The following is a 20,774-nucleotide window of genomic DNA, read 5'->3' as shown; positions in this document are numbered from 1 at the left end:
GTATTCTAACGTTGACTGAATGAATCAATCTATATTATTGCCTCAGCATTGACTAAACAAGTCAATCCTTTATTTTTATCTCATTGTTGACTGATTAGGTCAATCTAAAATTTCGAAGGAGTGATACTTATGAAAGAAATGCAAAAAAAGGGCACAGCTGTGATCATAGGCGGGAGCATTGCGGGCTTACTGACCGCGAGAGTCGTATCGGATTACTACGAAGAAGTAATCATGGTAGACAAGGACGAATTTCCTGAACGGCCGGGAGAGCGCAGCGGCACTCCGCAGGCCTATCATCCCCATCGCTTCACTATGCGAGGCAAGCAGATTACGGCACGCCTGTTTCCCGGCTATGAAGAGGATTTATTGGCTCTCGGTTCCCCATCGTCTTACAACAAGACCGTCCACAATATGAACCCATACGGAAGCATGGTTGGCAAATATCCGCGTCATGATGTTAAATTCAGCAGAGCCGCGCTGGAATGGGTACTTAGGGAACGGGTGAAGCAAATTGCCAACGTACGTTCGCTACCTCGTCATGATGTCCTCCAGCTTATGTCTACCGCAGATCGAAGCCAGGTTACAGGAGTTCTGGTTCGTGGGCGCGGAAACCAAGGGCAAGAAATGGTCTTGCATGCCGATATGCTATTCGATGCAAGCGGGCGTTCCTCCAAGCTGCCGGCCTGGCTTACAAGCATGGGTTACGATGTCCCCGCTGCGGATGTACTAAAGGCCGATATCGGGTACAGTACCCGCCGTTATAAGCTGCCTCCCCATCTCACCCATCTGGCGGATGAATGGGATGTCATCGTCATGGCAGGGGACCCTGAGAACAAAACCTTCTCCGGCTGCTTTTCCTTTATTGAACATCAGGTTGCAGAGGTACTGTTGTACCGGCCGGGCGGTCACTATCCTCCCACTCAGGAGGAGCAGTTTAATCAGGCGTTGGCAGAGCTGCCGAGCCCGATGCTCTCTAACATTCTTCAGCAGCTGGAGCCGCTTGCTCCGCCAAGAGGATTCCGCGTTCCGGAGCTGTACCGCCACCATTACGAACGAATGACGGAGTGGCCTGCCGGTCTTCTGGTATTAGGGGATGCCTTTTGCATCTATGATCCTATCTTCGGGCAGGGCATGACAGTCGCCGCCATCGAAGCAGAGACCTTGCAAAGCTGCATGCAGCGGCAGTGGAGTGATCCCCAGCCTCATTTTGAGCAAACCGTGCTTCAACAATTGCAGCAGGTCATTGAACCCGCATGGTGGCTGAATTGTGCCAACGATTTGCAGTGGGGAGGCGTTGAATATGCCGGGAGCGAGCCTCTGAAAGGAATCGATTGGGGCAAACGGTATTCGGCTCTGTTCCTGCAGTATGCTACGGAGACAAAGAACTGGGAGCTGTTCGGGTTGTATTGGGCGGTCAACACGCTATCCGTATCACCGGCACAAATCATGAAGCCTGAGCTGGTAAGGACCGTGCTTCAAGCTACGGCGGACGGAAAAAGGCTGCTGGACGAACTGAACCTACGTTTCGGCGATTCGCTGGAAGCCGCATTGGAGCAAATCCTGCCGCAATTTTCGCAGGAGGTCTTTGTACCGCGCCCTCTTCAGTCTGAAGCGTCCAATCAAGAAGCTTCTTAAAAGAAAAGGCCAAAAATGGTATACTCCTAAGTAGATAATTCATCAGACATTAGCAGCAAGCCCATTATGGCAAAGGAATGAATGACAATTGGCGCCTTTAAACGATGAACAACTACACCAAATCCGTGATGAACGGAAGGAGCAAATCATAGCGGCCGCCCTCAAGGTCTTTGCCCGGCGCGGCATCATCGGAACGAAGATGAGCATGATTGCAGCCGAAGCCGGAATCAGCCACGGACTCTTGTACCATTACTTCAAATCCAAGGAGGAGCTGTTCAACACTCTTGTTCAAGAGGCTATGCTGGCATCGGAGGACGCCATACGAAGTCTTTACGGGCTTCCGGGTACCCCGCTCGACAAAATTAGAGCTCTAACCGAAGATATTCTGGATGATAACGGAGCGCCCTACTTTATGCTGATTCACCAAGCCCGTACGTCGGACGGCGTGCCGGACAAAGCAAGGCAGCTCGTTGAGCAATACTCGATGAAATCCTTCGTCGATCAGCTGCTCCCCCTATTCAAGGAAGGGCAAGAGGCAGGAGAAATTGCCGCAGGCAAGCTGGAGGATTTGATCTCCTCCTACTTATCTGTGCTCTCGGGTCTCATGGTATTGAATGCGCAGGAGGGTTCGGGCTACAAAAAGCCTGAGATTGAAGTATTATTACGAATCGTCCGGGCTCGTTAAACCAGACTGGCCCAGAAGATTAAAGATCGTCCTCATGAGAGGGCGACCTTTAATCTTTCCTTGCGGCGGCAGCTAAGCATGGCTGCTGTCATTGGGCCATCCGCCCCACAAGTGGAGCTTGTTGCCGTCGGGGTCCTAGGCAGGAAAGCTAATGCCAGCCCCCGAGCTCTATCGAGGCCTCTGCGGGAAGCCGTGAAATATAAAAAGAGGCCTTGACGGCCTCCTAGTCTGTTAAAAAACCTGGTTTTACGTGAACTATGCTACATATAGAGGTGGGGTATGCCTCGGAGGAGTTTACGTCCGCCTTTGAAACCCGTGAAAATACCGCTAAATCTAATCCTATTCACGGGTTTCAACAGCGGCTGGAGGGGCATACCCCACCGGAGTATGTTGGCAATAGTTCAGATTCCATAGGTTTTCAATAGTCTCAGAGGCCTTAACGGCCTCCCTATTGCTCTACAAGCTTGCCCTTCCAGGCAGCGACTCCGCCCTGCAAATGAGCGACATCGCGCAAGCCGTTTCTAATCAGGACGCGGGCCGCCTGCTTGCTTCTCATCCCGCTTCGGCAGTATAAATAAACGCTTTTGTCGCGAGGGATCTCTCCCCATCTTCGGTTCAGCTGGGTCAGCGGAATGTTGACGGCGCCGGGAATATATCCCTGCTTGACCTCCCCCGGCTCACGAACGTCGACTAGCAGCGCATTCGGATTCTCCTTCAGCTCCTGCTGAAAGTCATCGGAATTCAATGTCTTTAATCCCTTGACCCCTGCAAAGCGCGAATACAGGAACCAGACCAGACACGCGACAGCGACGATTTTGATAATAAGCTGTATATCCACGGTTCTATCTCCCCCTCACCTGTATTACCGGCTTTTGACCAGCAGGTCCACCGCTTGCTTAACGACTGGGCCGGAATCTCTGCCCGCTTCTATTTCTTCTATAATGCATTGCTCCAAATTCACAGCCACAATATAGGCTATGGCTTTATCCGCGGCGCTTCGCACTGCGGAGATTTGGCTTACGACATCCTTGCAGTCCTGCTCCTCCTCCATCATCTTCAAGATGCCGCGGATTTGGCCTTCCATGCGTCTTAATCTTTTTTTCACATCGTCATCGTATTTCATGGACATGCGAATCCATCCTTTCTGCTATACCGGTATAGGTATATTATCTCCGATAGAGAGCACGAATACAATACATGGAGAGCTTTCCCGTAAAGGGAGGGCCATCATTGAAGTTCAAGGGGGATAGCTGAAAAAAAGGTTGTCGTTCGCGTTCCCGCTACGCCCCTTTGGCAACGGCAAACAGGCGTAACTTCATGTCCGCATCTTGATGCATCCATCGGTTCCGCCTGGTTCCCTTCTCCCATCGCACCGATTTCTCGATTTTTGACAAATCTTGCGATGCTTATCCGTTACTGCTTCCCGCATCTGTTCTGCCGCACAAAAAGCGCAGGCTGCCTTCTGCAGCCTGCGCGTTGGATTGATCCACGGGGATGAAGCAAAATCAAGCCTGAACCTGAGCGGCCGCGGCACCGGCCTTAGAAATCCGTATCGCCATCATCGCTGCGAACAAGCAGACGAAGCCCGCCGCGATGAAGGGTACTGTGTAGCTGCCGAACCATTCTCTCATCGCTCCGGCGCCGTACGCCGCGACCGAGGCGCCTACCTGATGGGCCACAACCACCCATCCAAAGATCATGCCGGATTTCTCCTTGCCGAATTCCTGGGCAGCGAGCTTCACGGTCGGCGGTACCGTTGCAATCCAGTCCAGACCGTAGAAGATGGAGAACACGAGCAGCATATTGGGACCTGCGCCGAGGGCATAAGGCAGGAACAGCAGAGAAAGCCCGCGAAGCCCGTAATACCAGAACAGCAGCTTCCGGCTGTCGAACCGGTCCGATAACCAGCCTGACAGCGTCGTTCCCACCAGATCGAACATCCCCATCAGGGCCAGCAATCCGGCAGCCATGACTTCAGGAATCCCATAATCTCCACAGGCCGAAATGAGATGCGTGCCAATCAGCCCGTTCGTTGAAAATCCGCAAAAAAAGAAGGTGCCTGCCAATAGCCAGAAGGTCGTGTTCGTCATCGCAGACCGAAGTGCCAATAACGGACTAAGGAACAGATTTCCTTGAAACGGCACCGGCGGAACCACCTCCTCCGATCCGTAAGGAGCGGCCCCAACGTCGTAAGGATGGTTTCGCATCCATATGGCGACGGCGATCAATACGATCACAATAGCCGCAACAGCCGTATAGACGGCATATCTCCAGCCGGCTTCAACCATAATTTTCGCAAGCATGGGCAGGAACAGCAGTTGACCGGTAGCGGCACTTGCCGTCAGCAAGCCGACGACCAACCCCTTACGCTTCACAAACCATTGATTGCTGACCGTAACGCCAAGCACATTCGCCATCATTCCCGTAGCGAGACCGGAAACAATCCCCCACAGGATCTCATACTGCCAATAGGCTGTCATCAACGGGGTAACCGCCATACTGACCCCCAATACGGACAAGGTGATGATCAGGACTCTGCGAATTCCATACTTTTGCAGGACGGCAGCCGAGAACGGACCTACCATCCCATATAAAAAGATTCCTGTAGAGATAACTCCGGATATGCTGCCCCGGTTCCAGCCGAACTCTTTTTCGAACGGTACAATCAGAATACTGGGCATGGAACGAACCCCGGCGGAAATGAGCAGTGTTACAAAGGTAACAAGGATCACTACCCAGCCATAATGAAATCGAGGTGATTTGAGATGACTCTCCATCTGTGATTCACTTCCTCTTTATTTTAATTTAGTTGTACATACAATAATATTTTTAAAAAATTATTTCTTTTCCAGCTGTTCGCTTGAAAGCTCAATAAGAGAAGATAGCTGTTCGGCTGCCTCTACACCGAGGATGGCTTCATAGCGTGCGCGTAAATTTTTCGATGCTTGACGGATCGTGCCCTCCAGAGCAATTCCTTTGTCGGTAGGGTAGACCAGAACGGTCTTTCCTTGCCCCTTCCGCTCCACCAACTGCTTGCCTTCCAGCTTATCGATGAATCTAGTAAGCGTTGAAGGTGTGATGGACAGCTTCTCGGACAATTCCTTCTGCGTAATGCCAGGGGTTCCATTCACCAGGCGAATCAGGTATCCGTACATAGGCGTCAATCCGGTCGGCGCGAATTCTTCCTCGGCTATTTTGGTAATGGCGCGGCCTAGTCGATTGGCGGTAAAAAATAAGCAGTCGTGTAAAAAGCCTTCGTCCATTATGGTGATCCCCTTTCGATTTATTTTGTATGTACAACAAATATATGTGGAGGAGCCGCCTTTGTCAATCATTTCTTTTATGAGAATAAAAAAAGGGGCTTATAGCCCCCCGCGGTTAAACCATGGTAAGCAGCTCACCCAGCGACTTAAGTATTCTGTGAGGGACAGCAGTGGCGCCAGCAGGTACGCCTGCTCCCTTATGGTCCAGCCAGATGCCGCGGATCCCCAGACGCTGAGGCGCCGCTACCTCCCACTCGAAGTTATCTCCGACCATCCAGGCTTCCTCTGCAGTTACTTCGAGCCGCTCAAGCGCATGCAGATAGATGCGTTCATCCGGCTTGCCGATGCCGAATTCACCTTCGACCAGGACGCAGTCAAAGAGCGGTGCCAGCTCAAAACGATGAATCTTCGCCCATTGGGGCTTCGCATTCCCATTGGTCAATAGTGCAAGCTTGATCCCCTTTTGCCGCAAAGCCTGGATGGTGGCGATAGAGTCCGGGAACAGCGCAACGCACTTATCGCGTTCTTCTCCGTAAGTATGGGCGATGGTGTCAACAAGCGGGGCATTTTCAACGTCCAGCTTTTTCATGGCCATGCCAACGATGTCTTGTCTAGCCTTATAGAGATCCAGCCTGCCTATTCGATGCCTCTCGGGATCGCTCCAATACCATCGGGCCGCTGCTTTAATCTCTGCCAGCAGATCCTCAGGGTCACATCCCGGATTACTGCCGAAGGATCTCCGCCAGCACGAATCCGTGTCCACCCCGTGGTCATAAGATAATATGGTATCGTCCATATCTAATAAAATGGCTTTGGGCATCTCGTTTTCGCTCCTCCCCGTTCCATCAAGGATGATGATCTCAACCTTTTCCCCCTATTATACCTTAAAGTTACCGACCAAACTGCGAAGATCTTCAGCCATCCTGGACAAGGAAGACGAAGAAGTAGCGATTTCCTCCCGAAATGACCTTCACGATATTCTCGATCTCCTCTGAATGCTGTTCCATTTCCTCAATTACAATAAAAAAACGCAACACGAGGAGGTTTCGCATTGCGCCGCTGGTATATTTTGTGATATGATCGTAAGCTTGCTCAGTCCTTTTTGTGCTTTACTTTTACCGTAAACAGGCTCAATACCAGGGTTAGGATGACATAGGTCCAGAACCCGTGAATTTCAAATCCGTACAAGTATTTATCAAGAAGCCATAATTTGATTGGTGTTAAAATAAGCGAGACCAGCATCAGAGCCGGCGTCGTCAGACAGCCGATCCCTACTGTAATCAGCAGCACGGAGAGAACCATCGCAAGACTAAACAGAAGGCTGATCACAAACATTAGAACCGAAGCAATGATTAAAGTCTTGGTATCCTTAATGGCAACATATTGGTGGAAATATTCATTTCCGATCCAAAATACAAGCAGGGTTACTAGGAAATTGAGGAGATTTCTCACGATTATGTTCCTCCCTTTGCATCTAAGCGGATCTCCCGAGCCTGGGTGCTTCTATTCTCATACTATCCATCAATGGCCCCGTTCATGTCCGCTAGTTAAATGAATATTTTACTGTCCGAATAGCTTAATACAATGGAATCCCCTAAACGCGAGGCTTTAATATTTAAAGAGGATAGTCTAACGAATACAATATGATCCCTTGTAAATAAGTGGGCAGACGCATGGTACGCCGGTTCCTTGATCCACTCTCTCTGTTCCTGGTTGGGCAGCTTGAATACAATAGATTCCCCATGCAGCTCCATATAATGTTTAAAGACCCTTGCCTGAATAAAATCATCCCCGTCCAGCGTAAAAAAACGGTACGTTTCATTGCGGGACTCATACACTTCGAAATCCGATGAGCTAACGGTGTATTCCTGTACTTGCTGTGTTTGGCTAGTCAGTTGGCCCGGCAGCTTGCGTTCGATCTTCTCGAGAAGCTCCACGATTCTTCCCAGCGCCATCAAAAATATTCCGCTCACAATAGACCCGCCGATAAATGGGAGCCCCAGCGGGACTAAAACCCCCGCTAACACCCCAACCACAATAATAAGAGCCCCGACAAAATAAAGTATTCCAACCATTGCTCCCTTGCCTCCTTAACCCCATTCCTATCCATATTATCACAGTTAGAAACCATATTGGTTAAATAAGGAAAACAAAGCGAAGCCTATGTTTAGAAACTTCTGTAACTGGCTAATTACAGAATAAGAACGTTCGGAGGAGGAGCCTGTATGCCATGGAAAAAGAATGATTATCCCGCTTCGATGAAGCATTTGGATCCGCGTGTGAGGGGGAAAGCGATAGAAATTGCAAATGCCTTGCTGGAGGAAGGCTACGAGGAAGGCCGGGCCATTGCCATTGCGACCGCGCAAGCGAAGAGGTGGAATGACGACCATCCTTTGTATGAACATCCTGCCGGTTCAAGCTCGCCTAGGTCGCGACAAAGCAATATCCATGTCGTCCCGGATGGCGATGGCTGGGCCGTCAAGAAGGAGGGGGCGAAACAAGCCTTGGTTCGTACGGATACCAAGCTAGAGGCTGTCGACTATGCCAAACAGCAGGCATCCGACTCGAACAAGAGCGCTATCATTCATCGCCAAGACGGTACGGTGGAGACGTCCTATAATTATTCGTAGAGCGGAGTCGTATAGGGAGCCGGTGTGCATGGCTGCGGACACTATCGAAATCTCCCCTTTGCCTTCCGATTATAAGGAAGGCTATTTGTCGTCTCGGCATTCCTCACCAAATAATGAAACAACTCATCAAAAATGGTAAAATGGAAGGGAGAATAAGAAAGGCGGAGAACCCTATGGCATATGCGTTCACCATCGAGCCCACGACATATATCGCCTTTGAAGATGAGGCGGCACAGATTGATAAATGCAAGGAATGGGGCCTGCTTTCCGAGAAGGCGATCAAGAGTAAAACGTTTTTTTACAAAGGCAACGGCATGAATCTGGCCTGCCATATTATCGGCTATGTCGACAATATGACGGCCATCATTGAATTGGACAACAAGCAGCTGCACTGCATCCATCCCTCCTATTTGAAGGAGATGCAAGCCGCCAGCTACGGACAGCGGGCTACGGCCATAACAGAGGAAGCGCAGACTTCGGCTCCTGCAGAAGCGGAAGCAGCCAAACCGCTGGAGGAGATAGCGACGCAGCCCGTTGCTGCGAGCACAGCCGCCGCTAAAGAGACTGAGCCGGAAACGCCTAAGACCGCCGAACCGGCGAAGGGCAAAGGAAAGAAGCAGAAGCTTCAGCTCCCGGAGGAGAAGGTCAAAATGACGGCTGTCGTGAAGGAGTTTGCGACCGTTCCGAACCATTTCTCCGACAATGACGATGAGGTCATCGTTTACGAAGCCGTTAAGATCGTTGATCCGGAGACGGAGGTCGGCGACGCCTGGTCCAGCCACAGCGCCACGCTGAAGAAGCTCGAGCTCGAAGTCGGGGACAAGCTCACCTTCGAGGGCAAAATCGTTGCGAAGAAGCTTACCAAGCATCCTGTGCCGTACAAGATCAACAACCCGGCAAAGCTGCAAAAGATGAACGAAAAAGAGGAGTAAGGCATCCGCCTGCTCCTCTTTCGTTATTATTTGTTCTTCACCATCAAATCCGGCATATCCATCGCCATCGATACGTTGCACAGCATGCCTCTTGCCAAAAAATTCGAGGTCCGTTCATCCGCATCCGGGATTCCGGCCTGGATAAAGGCGTTCTCCACCAGCGTCTTCACTTGGCTTAGCCCCTGTCTCATGGCGTCGCGTATCGGCGTTTCCCGTATCGTCTGGGCCTGCATTTGGAGCAAAATCTCGCTGCGATGCGACTCCATAATGCCCTCATAGGCTCGGATCAAGCCTATTTCCAATTGCTCCGGGGCCGCTGTGTCGATCACGCGTTGAAAGGCTTGCACTATTCGCTGCCAGGACACCTCCAGCGCTTCCACCAGCAGCGACTCCTTCGTAAAAAAGCGATAGACGTAAGGCTGTGAGATTGACGCGCGCTCCGCTACTTGGGCCGTCGTTGCACGGTAGTAGCCGATTTCTGCGAACACTTCAATCGCCGCTGATACGATTTCCGTACGGCGATTTGCAGATGCTGTTCCTTTTGCCATATTCGTTCCCCCTTTTTTATTTTATTGATTGATCAATTAATAATAGATACATACATTGTATGCTAATCTGCCGTTAATTACAACTGCATCTTCCTATGCCTTCCAGCTCCTGTTCATCCAAGAAAAAGAGGCTATTCCCTTTAAGCAGTTGCTCTGCTCCGGGAACAGCCTCAGCCTCTATGAAGCCAGCGCTAGTGAGCTATATGATCGATTGAGAAACAACTTCCCGATCCAGTTCCTTATTAGTTCAATTTATTATATTCCTCGTCGGTTACTGGTTCCAACCATTCCGGCGTACCCGCAGTGATTGCAATGTGTTCGAACCAGCTGTCTTTTGCAGCACCATGCCAGTGCTTTACTCCATCATGGGTAACAATAACATCGCCGGCTTTTAAGGATTGAGCAGGCTTTCCTTCTTCTTGATACCAGCCTTCGCCGCCAGTCACCAATAAGAGCTGAAATCCATTCCGATGAATATGCCAGTTATTTCTGCACCCTGGCTCAAAGGTCACATTTCCAACGCCAACATTCACCTTAGGATCAGCAATTAATGTTTTTAGATAGCTTTGTCCCACAAAATATTGTGCAAATGCTTCATTTTTTTCGCCCACTGGGAAAATAACGCCATGTTTTACTTCTTCATGCTTTGCCATATTCATTCCTCCAATAATGATCCTTCCTAGTGGTATCCCCTAGCTGATCAGTTACTATAAAAAGTCCCCCATTAATAATGGTTTACTTTAATTTCCCGCCAAATACAGGGAAGAAGCTATGCTCACCGTAACTCTGGATGGGCTCTACATTTTTCAACATCTCCATATCTGCATCGCTGATAACAAAATCAAGCTCTGCATTGATTCTCATGTGATCTGGATTGGCCGTCTTAGGAATGACTACAAGTCCAAGCTGGATATCATAACGCAGGCAAAGCTGAGCAACCGACACTCCATACTTATCAGCTATTACCTTCACCTCCGCATGATCAAGGACTGCACCGTGTGCGATAGGCGAATATGCCTCTACCAGGATGTCATTCTTTTGACAAAATTCAATAAGATCCAGAGGCGTATTGCTCACATGTGCCAAGATTTGATTTACCATAGGCTTGATCTCACAGCTTGCAACAATATTCTGTACATCATCCTGAAGGAAGTTAGAAAGACCGATTGCCTTTACTCTGCCTGTTTTATAAGCATTCTCCATGGCTTTCCATACTTCTTTATTTTCCTCGAAATAACGGTTCTCCTCACGAAACTCCTTCCAAGGCTGTGGGCTGTGGATAATCAGAAGATCAATGTAATCCAGTCCCATTTTGGCTAAAGACTCATCAATGGACTGTGTAACGGCATCATAGCTCTTTGCTTCTGCAGCAACCTTTGTCGTTATGAAAAGCTCTTCTCTTGCGACGCCACAGGAACGAATTCCTTCGCCTACACCAGCTTCATTCTTATAAGCCTGTGCCGTATCGATATGGCGATATCCGATAGATACCGCATCACGCACTGCCTGTGCTGCCTGTTCATCGTCAAGCAGCCAGGTACCAAGACCTAATTTTGGAATTTCTACACCATTGGATAATTTGTAAGTTTCGTTAAACATGCTCTTGTCTCCTTAGCATTGATATATTTTTTGTAGCTCTTAATTTTCGGGAATCATTTCATTGACGCAAGCTAAAGCGTTTAGTGTTCTCGGAAAGCCCATATAGGGCAGGCAGTGAGTGATGGCGGTGATCATGGTTTCCTTGTCATTTCCCACATTTTTGTTCCCCTGTACATGCGCCTTCACTTGACCTTCTGCGCCACCGATGCTACTAATAATGCAGAGCGTCAGCAACTCTCGCGTCTTTAAATCAAGACCGCCGCGGGTATAGAAATCGCCAAAGCAGAAGGCGGAGAGGTAGTCTTGAATATGCTTTTGATTGGATGGGGTACTTTCCCGCATTGTTGCAATGACATCCCCGAAAATTTCTACCTGCACGGTAAGCCCCTTTTCAAACCGATTATCCTCTTCCACCTGCTTTTGGCTCTCAAGCGGCAATGCAATATTTCTAGCTTTGAAGACTTCGTTGACCTCAGTAACAGCATTTAATGTTTTGGGAAATCCAATGTACGGCGCACACTGGTAAATGGCCTCCTTGATTTCCACTGGTGTGAGCCCAACGTTTAACGCGGCGTGAACATGAGCCTTTAATTGGGGCAAGGTTTGGTTCGTTGTAAGCACTACTAGGGTTATAAGCTCACGCTGCTTATCGTCCAGGGTGCCTTGATAAAAAACCTCTCCAAAAATAAAGCGGCTCAGGATGTCTTGAAGATCAGGATCAGTAGCATATGCCGCTGGGACACCATCGCCAAATAGCTGTTTGTATGTTTCTTTGCTTTTTTCAATTCGGTTCATCAATAACCCTCCTGCTTGTTTTACGGCTAGATGAGACCACCGCAAGAATTATGGCAATTGCGACTGATATAGCTGCGATCCAACCGACCGACCTGTTTATATTCAACATTGTTTACTTATTCAACATCTGTTTATAATTTTATATAGAATCAACGGTTTTTCAATCGTTAATGTAGCTGAATTTGTTCATTACTAAACAATTTATCAACAAATGTTGATTATCTAGGAGCAGATCAACGAACTGCGGGAAATGTGCGAATCAGCACGTCAATAAGCCTTTTTCACATCAAGTCTTGGCAGCACAACTCGGGGCATTCTCGGGGCATTGTTGGATAGAAATCTATGAATCATACGAAAACAAGCCGTTGTCCAAAAAGACAATGGCTTGTTGATTATCCCTAACGTTATTCATTCTCCATCGTGCGGATGTCGATTACAAACCGATAACGGACATCGGAAGCAAGTACCCGCTCCCAAGCTTCATCAATCTGTTTGGCAGCAATAACCTCGATCTCAGGTGCTATATTGTGTTCAGCACAGAAATCAAGCATTTCCTGTGTTTCACGAATTCCACCGATCATAGAACCGGCAAACGACCGGCGCTGAGGGATCAGCGAGAATACCTGAACCGGCAACGGTTCCGCCGGCGCACCGACGTTGACCAATGTACCATCCAGCGCCAGCAGCGAAAGATAGGCATTAATATCGATCTTCGCGCTCACAGTATTTATGATGAGGTCGAATGAACCGGCAAGCTTCTTAAACGTCTCCGGATCGCTCGTGGCATAATAATGGTCCGCGCCAAGCCGCAAGCCGTCTTCTTTCTTTTTTAATGATTGAGATAACACCGTAACCTCTGCCCCCATGGCATGAGCGAGCTTCACAGCCATATGTCCAAGCCCGCCAAATCCAACAACCGCTATTTTCTTGCCGGGGGCAGCTCCCCAATGGCGAAGAGGCGAGTATGTTGTAATACCGGCGCACAAAAGCGGTGCAGCGACGTCAAGCTCCATACCATCAGGGATTCGAACCACGAAATCTTCCGTTACGACGATGTGGGTAGAATAGCCGCCCTGTGTATATTGCCCGTATCTATCGATAGCTGCATAGGTTCCCGTATTTCCACTGAGGCAGTACTGCTCTTCTCCTCTTTGGCAGTTAACACATTCCCGGCAGGAGTCGACCATACAGCCTACCCCAACTCGGTCCCCCACCGCATATTTTGTAACTTCGGAACCAACCTGGGTGACAATTCCTGCGATCTCGTGCCCGGGAACGAGAGGATAATTGACAGGTCCCCAATCGCCGCGAGCAGTATGGATATCAGAGTGGCAAATACCGGCGTATTTAATCTCAATAAGGACATCATGCGGTTTAAGATCCCTGCGTTCTATCGTGGTCAGTTGGAACGACGAACCTTCTGGACTGAATACAGCACGTGCACTAGTCGTAATCATAATATTACCTCCTACCGGAACAAGCCTTTCCTATCCAATTTGGCACTGATGATGTTCTCACGACCTTTGGGAATGGCTTTACAATAACCTTAGCATCCGAAGGTCTCGTGACATCCCATTAATCCTGCCTATGCTATTCTGGGCCCTTCCGAATCATTTCGTGTTTTGAATGCTATATGTTGCAATTGCTGCGATTAGTCTTGCTCGGCATGCGCTTGAATGAATAGCTGTTGCTGCTGTTCATTGTTTTGTGCAACTGCTGCGGGTGTAACATCCGATTGCTGCTGCGCGTATTGGATCAGCTCGTTGCACCCTTGGATCACTTGACTCCAGTTGCTATTGGAGCAAGCATTTTGAATTTCCCGGCATTGCTGCTGCCAGCCTTGTCCTGCTGCCATGTCGTCTCCTCCTTTTCCAACGTCCGGATACTTTAACCAAAACATAGGATAGGCCATGCATGTATCTTTTATGCGCATTGGATTCACACTGAGAGCTGCCGAGCTGGTGAAACCATGCAGCTTCTTAGTATGATGGCAACAAAGCTTAACAATAATGAAAGTATTCCCACTAAAACAACGTAAGGCGTACCCATTTCTGATATAAATAGCCCGCCGATTGCCGTACCCAAGGTTGTACCTACATTACAGGATGATATAAATAATCCGTTGGCGAAATCAGGCGCTTCAGGAGCTGCAGAGGCGATCAAATATTGATTTATATTGGCCATAATTCCTCCAGCTAATATTCCCCAAATGAAGGTTATAATCGCCGTAGGTACGGTAAACGGCCCGGTAAAGAATAAAATGGTGTAAACAGCACCCAATAGCAAAGGAAAAGAAACTACAGACTTAAGGGCACTATGTGTAAGCAGCTTTCCTGCGATAATGTTTCCAATAATATTGGCTCCGCCGAAGATGAATAGCGTGAAACTGATCGTATTCGGGGACATTGCTGTAACTGTTTTCAAATAGTCAGCAAAATAACTATAAACCCCAAATACAGCTGAGTTTAATAAAATGACGGTCACGATGGAAAGCCATGTAATAGATTTCTTTAATACAGAGAGCTGTGTACCATAAGAAAGTCGTTCTTTCACAGGCATAGATGGCACAAAAATCAATGTAGCAAGGAGTACAATAGAGTTCACAATAGCAAAGAACGCCATCGCCATGTCATACGAAACGGCATTATTAATAAAGCTTGCGATCGGTACGCCGGCTACCATCCCGGCCGATACTCCTATAAATACTTTAGCAACAGCTTTTGGAGCTTCTTCTTTACTTACGGAGGAAGCAGCAGCTGTAAATGCCAATGAACAATAGATCGGATGAAAAAGGGCTGGAATGATACTGGCCAATAATAAAATGGTAAAGTTAGATGTAAATATGGACACCATGTTTCCCAAAACGAAAACACCTAGTACAAGCAGCATGACCTTCTTGCGATTCATACCCGAAAACAATAACGGCATCGTAGGACCAGACACTGCAATCGCAATGGCAAAAAGACTCACCGTTAATCCTGCTTTTGATATACTCACATGAAAATGATCAGCAATGGAAGGCAATAACCCAATAACCCCCATTTCGGTATTTAAGATCCCGAAAACACCTATGGTTAGTATCAGTATCAGCCATCTTTTTTGCTTCTCCATAATCCTCCCCCTTCATAAAGGTTACCAATCTATCCGTTCTCCGTCTCTGAAAAACCCGCCATTTGGCCCTTCAGGTCCAATAGCAGCTAACCAAAGGATCGACTCCGCAGCTTGCTTCGGAGTTCGTGGAGCCGACGGTCCGCCCATATCCGAGCTTACCCAACCCGGATCTGCCGCATTTATTTTTATATCCCCATTGATTTCAGCAGCTACCAATCGTGTCAATCCATTTAGGGCAAGCTTAGACAACTTATAGGCGCCTGCCCCCTGATAAGACATTTCGCTCATCGCCCCATATTCCGAAGAAACATTAATAATCCTCCCATATCCTTTTCATATCCAATTCCCCGATTTCCGCCGGTGACCAGTGCCACTTTACTATCTTTTGACATGTTATTTCCTCCATTTTTCGGCTTATAGAGCAGAGGAGTCTTATTACACTTAATCGTATCCAGCAATTCCGTGTTGATCTATAATACACAATAGTGTATTACAAAACATATATGTATTATCATAAATAGAATTCTGATTTTCAATGACCAAATTCCCTGAATTCGTTAATTAGTTCACACATCCACAGAAAATGTGTATTAACTTTAGAGAAAGTGGTGCTCCCAAATGCCAAAAGTGGATCGACGAATCATCAAAACGCAAGAAGCGATTAAAAAAGCGGTGCTTGAACTGATGTCAGAAAAAAATTTCGATGAGATAACGATACAGGACATCTCCGACAGAGCGGATGTTAGCCGCAAAACCATCTACCTTCATTACACGGATAAATTCGACCTGTTGGATAAGCTTATGGAGGAATATATAGACAAACTCCGAAACATCAGTGAAGCTGCGTGTGAAATGGAGTGGAAACCGGCAACTCAGATTTGTTTTGAATACTTGGAAAGCCACTACTTATTCTTTTCGACCATGTTGGCAAATAAAGGCGCACCGTATTTTCGCAGTCGATTCCTTGAGTATCAAATCGAAGCATTCAAAAATGAACTCCGCAAAACAAACGAAAAACATAGCGAGATCAATGAAGAGGTTATTGTTCATTTTGTTGCATCGGCTTACGTTGGGGTAGTGGAATGGTGGTTAAGGAATGGAATGCCCTGTCCGCCTCGTGTTATGGCAGAACAAGTGGGGACGCTATTTGAAGCAATTTATAATTAAATAAAAATGCATACCGAAATAAACCAAATGGCAGCAAGCCTTGTCTTATAAGGATTTGCTGCCATCTGATTGTCTTGATTGATGTTATAAGCAAGTCTCAAACTATCTTATAATCAACCCGGAATATCTCTCAAGCCTTACGAACAGAGGGCGAGTAAAATACGTCACCATGCATATGCAGAATTTTGTCCCAGTTGCCGGGATTGGTCGTATCCGGCGCGCGATGCTCCAGAATGGCCTGATACAGGCTGGCTTTTTGTTCCAAATGGTCAATGTGCCGTTTGGCTTCTTCGAGTTTGGCGAGCGCCGCTTCTTTATGTTCCATAATGAGTGCACAGCGTTGCGGAACGGTTGAATCCCCTTCGAGACAGAGATCGACGTACCTTTTAATGACTTCAATCGGCATCCCGGATTGCTTGAGGCATTTGATGCCATGCAGCCAGTTGATCGATTCTTCGTTGAACATCCGGATATTATTCTCATTGCGCTGTACGCTTGGCACCAGGCCTTTATCCGTGTAAAAGCGCACGGCGTGCTCGGTGAGTCCTGTTATTAGGGCAGCTTCTTTGACCGTATGCATGTGAAATCCTCCTCGAAAAAAATTTTAAGTAGCTTGACTTCGTGTAACACGAAGGTTCTAAGCTTAGTGTAACGCAAACGAGTCGTAAGTAGAATCCCCGCTGCTGTGCCCGATTCAGGGGATAAGCGCCGTTTGTTGTTATACATTTAAACACTGGGAGGAATTACAATGCAAACCGTAACATTAAACAATGGCGTGAAGATGCCGATCATCGGCTTCGGTGTTTACCAAGTTCCTGATGCTGAAGAATGCGAGAACGCCGTATATGAAGCTCTGATGGCTGGTTACCGCCTCATCGATACCGCCGCCGGTTATCTGAATGAGGAGGCGGTCGGTCGAGCGATCAAGCGCAGCGGTGTACCACGTGGAGATCTGTTCATCACAACCAAGCTTTGGGTTCAGGATGCCAGCTACGAGAGGGCCAGAGTGGCGTTTGCCAAATCGCTGAAGAAACTCCAGCTCGACTATCTGGATCTATACCTTATTCACCAGCCGTTCGGCGATTATTACGGCGCTTGGCGTGCGATGGAGGAGCTGTACCGCGAAGGCAAGATCAAGGCGATTGGGGTCAGCAATTTCCTGCCTGACCGTTTAATGGACCTTATCGTGCATAACGAAATCGTGCCTGCCGTCAATCAGGTCGAAACGCATCCGTTCTACCATCAGATGGAGAGCGCCGCTTTTATGAAAGAACAGGGAGTGCAGCACCAGTCGTGGGCGCCCTTCGCTGAAGGACGTAACAATTTGTTCGGGAACGAAGTGCTAGCCTCGATCGCAGAAAAACACAACAAGTCCGTCGCCCAAGTCGCGCTTCGCTGGCTTGTTCAACGAGGAGTCGTTGTAATTCCGAAGTCAGTTAAAAAAGAACGGATCGTCGAAAACTTCAACATTTTCGATTTTGAGTTGAGTGCTGACGACATCGAACAGATTTCCACTCTCGACACGCGGCAAAGTCTTTTCTTATCGTACCACGATCCGGAAGTCGCCAAGATGATGGGCAACTGGAAAGTCGATCTGTAAACCTTGATTAAACCGTAAACGCATCATGCGTTTATCTTCATCTATTAAGAAAGGACAGTGCGATTGCCCCTGTCCTTTCTCAACTTGAATTGTAAATTCAAACCACCGAGTCCTTTCATTTAGAGTCATCATTTTCTTTTTAATGTCGTCGGATGACAATGCCCGAGGCCGGTTTGAACAGCCGCAGCCAGTAGTGGTTATTGATATCCTGGAACCGGAACATGATCCCGCCATAGGCCCCATCATGGTTCAATCTCACTTTGGACTCTATCGTATAGTCCGTCCACGAAGAATCTCCCGAAGAAATGGCTGAATTAACATGGGTTGCTGTAAGCGCACTGTTCTGAATGACATACGTCCCAGACTCTATTTTCCAGCTTGAAGAAATGGTACCGCTCTCAAAATCGTCCTGAAACATAATATTGCTTTCTTTTTCAGCATGAGCTATGCCTATTGGAACAGCAGGTGCAAACCACATAGCCACCATACAAATTAATATCGAGACTGATAACATTTTTTTAAGTAAAGCCAACTGTGATCACTTCCTCTCTACAGTGTGCAAGAAATATTAACCTTTATTCCAACATCAACGTAAGCGCTTTTATTTTTTTGGAAAAAGATCAAAGCGAAAGAATGGCTCATCAAAATTTCCCCTTTCCGACCCACGAGTAAGCGTTTCCATTTTTTATGTCATGTTTTTTTTGATGTCACCTGCTCACCATCCCTTCTTAGTGTTAATGAAACGAAAGCTGGTCAACAAACAGAGAATGTATCCGATGAATCCCTCCTTTCCTTGTTACAATATCGATTGGGAAAATTACATGCAAGATTCATTTTTTGCAGGCGCGTAACCCCGGTTTTTTCCTTGGCACATACCTTTTTCAGCTTATCAAAATGCGTTCAATTACTGCGTAAAACCATACAAATTTGCTTCTTGGACTATTTTGTAGATGAAATTCAAAGTCGGAATGGTCCAATATCCTTCCGCCGAAACATTTCTTGTTACTCTAGCTCCTGAATAAAACTGCTACCGTGCTCCGGCATTTTGACACCAAAATTGTAAGCCACCGAAGCGCCAATATCTGCGAACGTTTTACGAATTGGCAGTTCTTTACCTTCAGAAAATGCCGTGGAGTAGATAAGTAAAGGCACATATTCACGAGTATGGTCTGTTCCATGATGAACAGGATCATTGCCGTGGTCCGCAGTTAAAATTAGCAAATCCTCATCGGTAAAGTTATCTATTAATTCAGATAACCGAGCATCAAACTCCTCAAGAGCCTTACCATACCCTAGAGGATCACGGCGGTGGCCATATAGCGCGTCAAAGTCAACCAAATTCAAGAAAGACAAGCCTTTAAAATCTTTCTTTGCAACTTGTATGAACTTGTTCATCCCATCCATATTGGATACTGTTCGTATAGCCTCTGTAACGCCTTCTCCATCGTATATATCTGATATTTTCCCTACTGCGAATACATCGAATCCGGCATCCTTCAATTCATTCATGACTGTCCGGGAAAAAGGTTTCAACGCATAATCGTGCCGATTGGCTGTACGTTCAAAATGTCCAGGTCCCCCTATAAATGGCCTTGCTATAACACGGCCGACCATGTAATCGCTGTTTCTGGTCATTTCGCGCGCGATCTCACAGATACGATATAACTCATCAAGAGGTACAATCTCTTCGTGAGCTGCAATCTGCAAAACGGAGTCTGCTGATGTATAAACGATTAGAGCTCCTGTTTCTACATGTTCTTCCCCAAGCTCATCTAATATCTCAGTACCACTGGCAGGTTTATTACCAATGATTTTTCTACCTGATTTTTTTTCCAGTTCTTCAATCAATGAAGCAGGAAAACCATTTGGAAACACTTGAAATGGCAAATCTATACGCAAACCCATAATTTCCCAGTGACCTGTCATCGTATCTTTTCCATTAGATGCCTCCTGCATTTTGGTCCAAAAAGCCGCCGGACTATCTGCTTTTGGTACCCCTTTTATTTCTTTAATGTTTGACAGGCCAAGTGCAGCCATGTTTGGCAGGTTCAAACCATTCATTATCTCTGCGATATGCCCTAATGTATCAGCACCCTCGTCTCCAAAAAAAGCTGCATCTGGTGCTTCTCCAATCCCAACGGAGTCAAGCACGATTAAATGAATTCGTTTAAATGGATGTTTCATTATACAATTCCCCCTTATCCCATACCATCTCAAGAATAAACCCCTTTAGTTCCAATTGCTTAATCAGAGTACAATGCACATAAAAGAGGACAGCCCCACTGCTCGGTGAAGTTGTCCATTGCAATCTCTTTTCTAAAGATTCTCTTAATGAGAAAATTTGTATCCATCAAATACTTTCAAACCTTCATCATTGAGTACTTTTTCAACCAACTCAGGTCTTTGAGGGCTTTTTTCAAAAACCTCATTGCAAGCGATCATTATATTACTTCCCGCAATTTTAGCAAGCTGATCATGAGAAACGCTATACACCATTCTACCCAAATTAGACCAAACCATAGCTCCCGAGCACATTACACAAGGTTCACAACTTGTATACAAAGTGTATTCGCTCAAATCAAAGACATTATGTTCTGAACAAAACTTCCGAATTAAGCCGATTTCCGCATGATGCGTTGGATCACAAAACGTGTTGATTTTATTTTCTCCGATCATAACGATTTCTTCACCCTTGACTAAAATAGCACCAAAAGGCTCATTTCCTTCATTGCGGGCTTGCAGAGCAACTTCAATCGCTTTTTTCATAAACAATTCATCTTTGTTTATCATTCTAGATGCCTCCTATTTC

The 20,774-nt window shown here is 47.2% G+C and carries 24 protein-coding genes and 1 pseudogene; 6 read left to right on the top strand and 19 right to left on the bottom strand.

The genetic code is table 11. From position 1 onward, the window contains the following. Nucleotides 1-129: 129 nt before the first annotated feature. Both GGC63_RS08360 and GGC63_RS08355 read left to right on the top strand, forming a co-directional pair. On the top strand, nucleotides 130-1,635 hold the full coding sequence (locus GGC63_RS08360) for an FAD-dependent oxidoreductase (RefSeq protein ID WP_192701898.1): 1,506 nt from the start codon (nucleotides 130-132) through the stop codon (nucleotides 1,633-1,635). A gap of 88 nt (nucleotides 1,636-1,723) precedes the next feature. After that, nucleotides 1,724-2,320, top strand: a complete 597-nt coding sequence (locus GGC63_RS08355; RefSeq protein WP_192701897.1) for a TetR/AcrR family transcriptional regulator — start codon at nucleotides 1,724-1,726, stop codon at nucleotides 2,318-2,320. 448 nt (nucleotides 2,321-2,768) lie between these two features. Here the strand turns inward: GGC63_RS08355 and GGC63_RS08350 are convergent, their stop codons facing one another. The 7 genes from GGC63_RS08350 to GGC63_RS08320 form a co-directional block, all read right to left on the bottom strand. After that, complete coding sequence (locus tag GGC63_RS08350; protein WP_192701896.1) at nucleotides 2,769-3,158, bottom strand: rhodanese-like domain-containing protein; 390 nt, start codon at nucleotides 3,156-3,158, stop codon at nucleotides 2,769-2,771. 24 nt (nucleotides 3,159-3,182) lie between these two features. Then, nucleotides 3,183-3,449 carry a metal-sensitive transcriptional regulator gene (locus GGC63_RS08345; RefSeq protein ID WP_412973856.1) on the bottom strand — a complete coding sequence of 89 codons (267 nt, stop codon included), beginning with the start codon at nucleotides 3,447-3,449 and terminating at the stop codon, nucleotides 3,183-3,185. 376 nt (nucleotides 3,450-3,825) lie between these two features. Further along, nucleotides 3,826-5,097 carry an MFS transporter gene (locus GGC63_RS08340; protein WP_079914866.1) on the bottom strand — a complete coding sequence of 424 codons (1,272 nt, stop codon included), beginning with the start codon at nucleotides 5,095-5,097 and terminating at the stop codon, nucleotides 3,826-3,828. A gap of 60 nt (nucleotides 5,098-5,157) precedes the next feature. Beyond that, nucleotides 5,158-5,583, bottom strand: a complete 426-nt coding sequence (locus GGC63_RS08335; RefSeq protein WP_079914865.1) for a MarR family winged helix-turn-helix transcriptional regulator — start codon at nucleotides 5,581-5,583, stop codon at nucleotides 5,158-5,160. Between the two features lie 115 nt (nucleotides 5,584-5,698). Further along, nucleotides 5,699-6,403, bottom strand: a complete 705-nt coding sequence (locus tag GGC63_RS08330; RefSeq protein WP_079914864.1) for an HAD family hydrolase — start codon at nucleotides 6,401-6,403, stop codon at nucleotides 5,699-5,701. Between the two features lie 272 nt (nucleotides 6,404-6,675). Next, nucleotides 6,676-7,035 (bottom strand): phage holin family protein, encoded by a 360-nt coding sequence (locus GGC63_RS08325; RefSeq protein ID WP_192701895.1) that lies wholly within the window; start codon nucleotides 7,033-7,035, stop codon nucleotides 6,676-6,678. A gap of 95 nt (nucleotides 7,036-7,130) precedes the next feature. Next, a complete protein-coding gene (locus tag GGC63_RS08320) occupies nucleotides 7,131-7,658 on the bottom strand; it encodes a hypothetical protein (RefSeq protein ID WP_192701894.1) in 528 nt (175 codons plus the stop codon). A 150-nt stretch (nucleotides 7,659-7,808) separates the two neighbouring features. Here GGC63_RS08320 and GGC63_RS08315 point away from each other — a divergent pair, with 150 nt between their 5' ends. Together GGC63_RS08315 and GGC63_RS08310 are read left to right on the top strand one after the other, a co-directional pair. Then, entirely contained in the window at nucleotides 7,809-8,213 is a 405-nt protein-coding gene (locus tag GGC63_RS08315) for a DUF2188 domain-containing protein (RefSeq protein ID WP_192701893.1), read from the top strand. Nucleotides 8,214-8,386: 173 nt separating this feature from the next. Further along, a complete protein-coding gene (locus tag GGC63_RS08310; RefSeq protein ID WP_192701892.1) occupies nucleotides 8,387-9,145 on the top strand; it encodes a hypothetical protein in 759 nt (252 codons plus the stop codon). Nucleotides 9,146-9,171: 26 nt separating this feature from the next. Here GGC63_RS08310 and GGC63_RS08305 read toward each other — a convergent pair whose 3' ends face one another. The 8 genes and pseudogenes from GGC63_RS08305 to GGC63_RS08270 all read right to left on the bottom strand — a co-directional run. Continuing rightward, nucleotides 9,172-9,693 carry a TetR/AcrR family transcriptional regulator gene (locus GGC63_RS08305; RefSeq protein WP_192701891.1) on the bottom strand — a complete coding sequence of 174 codons (522 nt, stop codon included), beginning with the start codon at nucleotides 9,691-9,693 and terminating at the stop codon, nucleotides 9,172-9,174. Nucleotides 9,694-9,935: 242 nt separating this feature from the next. Next, nucleotides 9,936-10,346: a cupin domain-containing protein gene (locus GGC63_RS08300; protein WP_192701890.1), complete on the bottom strand. Its 411-nt coding sequence runs from the start codon at nucleotides 10,344-10,346 to the stop codon at nucleotides 9,936-9,938. Between the two features lie 82 nt (nucleotides 10,347-10,428). After that, entirely contained in the window at nucleotides 10,429-11,292 is an 864-nt protein-coding gene (locus GGC63_RS08295) for an aldo/keto reductase (protein ID WP_192701889.1), read from the bottom strand. Between the two features lie 39 nt (nucleotides 11,293-11,331). Beyond that, nucleotides 11,332-12,087, bottom strand: coding sequence for a carboxymuconolactone decarboxylase family protein (locus tag GGC63_RS08290; protein WP_192701888.1), 756 nt, complete (start codon nucleotides 12,085-12,087; stop codon nucleotides 11,332-11,334). A gap of 404 nt (nucleotides 12,088-12,491) precedes the next feature. Then, complete coding sequence (locus GGC63_RS08285; protein ID WP_192701887.1) at nucleotides 12,492-13,544, bottom strand: NAD(P)-dependent alcohol dehydrogenase; 1,053 nt, start codon at nucleotides 13,542-13,544, stop codon at nucleotides 12,492-12,494. 194 nt (nucleotides 13,545-13,738) lie between these two features. Then, the gene (locus GGC63_RS08280) at nucleotides 13,739-13,942 is read right to left on the bottom strand and encodes a hypothetical protein (protein ID WP_079914854.1); all 204 of its coding nucleotides are present in this window, start codon (nucleotides 13,940-13,942) and stop codon (nucleotides 13,739-13,741) included. 83 nt (nucleotides 13,943-14,025) lie between these two features. Beyond that, nucleotides 14,026-15,198, bottom strand: a complete 1,173-nt coding sequence (locus tag GGC63_RS08275) for an MFS transporter (protein WP_192701886.1) — start codon at nucleotides 15,196-15,198, stop codon at nucleotides 14,026-14,028. 21 nt (nucleotides 15,199-15,219) lie between these two features. Further along, a pseudogene (locus GGC63_RS08270) lies at nucleotides 15,220-15,531 on the bottom strand (SDR family NAD(P)-dependent oxidoreductase); the annotation flags it as partial. A 285-nt stretch (nucleotides 15,532-15,816) separates the two neighbouring features. On the opposite strand from GGC63_RS08270, the gene GGC63_RS08265 reads away from it, so the two are divergent. Next, on the top strand, nucleotides 15,817-16,365 hold the full coding sequence (locus GGC63_RS08265; RefSeq protein WP_192701885.1) for a TetR/AcrR family transcriptional regulator: 549 nt from the start codon (nucleotides 15,817-15,819) through the stop codon (nucleotides 16,363-16,365). 130 nt (nucleotides 16,366-16,495) lie between these two features. Here GGC63_RS08265 and GGC63_RS08260 read toward each other — a convergent pair whose 3' ends face one another. Beyond that, the gene (locus GGC63_RS08260) at nucleotides 16,496-16,945 is read right to left on the bottom strand and encodes a MerR family transcriptional regulator (protein ID WP_192701884.1); all 450 of its coding nucleotides are present in this window, start codon (nucleotides 16,943-16,945) and stop codon (nucleotides 16,496-16,498) included. 168 nt (nucleotides 16,946-17,113) lie between these two features. On the opposite strand from GGC63_RS08260, the gene GGC63_RS08255 reads away from it, so the two are divergent. Next, nucleotides 17,114-17,965, top strand: a complete 852-nt coding sequence (locus GGC63_RS08255; RefSeq protein WP_192701883.1) for an aldo/keto reductase — start codon at nucleotides 17,114-17,116, stop codon at nucleotides 17,963-17,965. 139 nt (nucleotides 17,966-18,104) lie between these two features. Here GGC63_RS08255 and GGC63_RS08250 read toward each other — a convergent pair whose 3' ends face one another. The 3 genes from GGC63_RS08250 to GGC63_RS08240 all read right to left on the bottom strand — a co-directional run bounded on the left by GGC63_RS08250 (nucleotide 18,105) and on the right by GGC63_RS08240 (nucleotide 20,755). Continuing rightward, the gene (locus GGC63_RS08250; protein ID WP_192701882.1) at nucleotides 18,105-18,497 is read right to left on the bottom strand and encodes a hypothetical protein; all 393 of its coding nucleotides are present in this window, start codon (nucleotides 18,495-18,497) and stop codon (nucleotides 18,105-18,107) included. A gap of 470 nt (nucleotides 18,498-18,967) precedes the next feature. Further along, nucleotides 18,968-20,149, bottom strand: coding sequence for a phosphopentomutase (gene deoB, locus GGC63_RS08245; protein WP_192701881.1), 1,182 nt, complete (start codon nucleotides 20,147-20,149; stop codon nucleotides 18,968-18,970). Between the two features lie 144 nt (nucleotides 20,150-20,293). Then, a complete protein-coding gene (locus tag GGC63_RS08240; RefSeq protein ID WP_192701880.1) occupies nucleotides 20,294-20,755 on the bottom strand; it encodes a nucleoside deaminase in 462 nt (153 codons plus the stop codon). Between the last annotated feature and the right edge of the window lie 19 nt (nucleotides 20,756-20,774).

The sequence above is a fragment of the Paenibacillus sp. OAS669 genome (assembly GCF_014873645.1).
Taxonomy (GTDB): domain Bacteria; phylum Bacillota; class Bacilli; order Paenibacillales; family NBRC-103111; genus Paenibacillus_S; species Paenibacillus_S vulneris.
Note: the sequence above shows the minus strand (reverse complement) of the source record. Positions and strands in the feature narration are given on the sequence as shown.

Bases quoted from the DNA above. Each gene is read 5' to 3' on its own strand.
- GGC63_RS08360 (WP_192701898.1), top strand. From the start codon at position 130: ATGAAAGAAATGCAAAAAAAGGGCACAGCTGTGATCATAGGCGGGAGC.
- GGC63_RS08345 (WP_412973856.1), bottom strand. From the start codon at position 3,449: ATGTCCATGAAATACGATGACGATGTGAAAAAAAGATTAAGACGCATG.
- GGC63_RS08340 (WP_079914866.1), bottom strand. From the start codon at position 5,097: ATGGAGAGTCATCTCAAATCACCTCGATTTCATTATGGCTGGGTAGTG.
- GGC63_RS08335 (WP_079914865.1), bottom strand. From the start codon at position 5,583: ATGGACGAAGGCTTTTTACACGACTGCTTATTTTTTACCGCCAATCGA.
- GGC63_RS08330 (WP_079914864.1), bottom strand. From the start codon at position 6,403: ATGCCCAAAGCCATTTTATTAGATATGGACGATACCATATTATCTTAT.
- GGC63_RS08320 (WP_192701894.1), bottom strand. From the start codon at position 7,658: ATGGTTGGAATACTTTATTTTGTCGGGGCTCTTATTATTGTGGTTGGG.
- GGC63_RS08315 (WP_192701893.1), top strand. From the start codon at position 7,809: ATGCCATGGAAAAAGAATGATTATCCCGCTTCGATGAAGCATTTGGAT.
- GGC63_RS08310 (WP_192701892.1), top strand. From the start codon at position 8,387: ATGGCATATGCGTTCACCATCGAGCCCACGACATATATCGCCTTTGAA.
- GGC63_RS08305 (WP_192701891.1), bottom strand. From the start codon at position 9,693: ATGGCAAAAGGAACAGCATCTGCAAATCGCCGTACGGAAATCGTATCA.
- GGC63_RS08300 (WP_192701890.1), bottom strand. From the start codon at position 10,346: ATGGCAAAGCATGAAGAAGTAAAACATGGCGTTATTTTCCCAGTGGGC.
- GGC63_RS08295 (WP_192701889.1), bottom strand. From the start codon at position 11,292: ATGTTTAACGAAACTTACAAATTATCCAATGGTGTAGAAATTCCAAAA.
- GGC63_RS08290 (WP_192701888.1), bottom strand. From the start codon at position 12,087: ATGAACCGAATTGAAAAAAGCAAAGAAACATACAAACAGCTATTTGGC.
- GGC63_RS08285 (WP_192701887.1), bottom strand. From the start codon at position 13,544: ATGATTACGACTAGTGCACGTGCTGTATTCAGTCCAGAAGGTTCGTCG.
- GGC63_RS08280 (WP_079914854.1), bottom strand. From the start codon at position 13,942: ATGGCAGCAGGACAAGGCTGGCAGCAGCAATGCCGGGAAATTCAAAAT.
- GGC63_RS08275 (WP_192701886.1), bottom strand. From the start codon at position 15,198: ATGGAGAAGCAAAAAAGATGGCTGATACTGATACTAACCATAGGTGTT.
- GGC63_RS08265 (WP_192701885.1), top strand. From the start codon at position 15,817: ATGCCAAAAGTGGATCGACGAATCATCAAAACGCAAGAAGCGATTAAA.
- GGC63_RS08260 (WP_192701884.1), bottom strand. From the start codon at position 16,945: ATGCATACGGTCAAAGAAGCTGCCCTAATAACAGGACTCACCGAGCAC.
- GGC63_RS08255 (WP_192701883.1), top strand. From the start codon at position 17,114: ATGCAAACCGTAACATTAAACAATGGCGTGAAGATGCCGATCATCGGC.
- deoB (WP_192701881.1), bottom strand. From the start codon at position 20,149: ATGAAACATCCATTTAAACGAATTCATTTAATCGTGCTTGACTCCGTT.
- GGC63_RS08240 (WP_192701880.1), bottom strand. From the start codon at position 20,755: ATGATAAACAAAGATGAATTGTTTATGAAAAAAGCGATTGAAGTTGCT.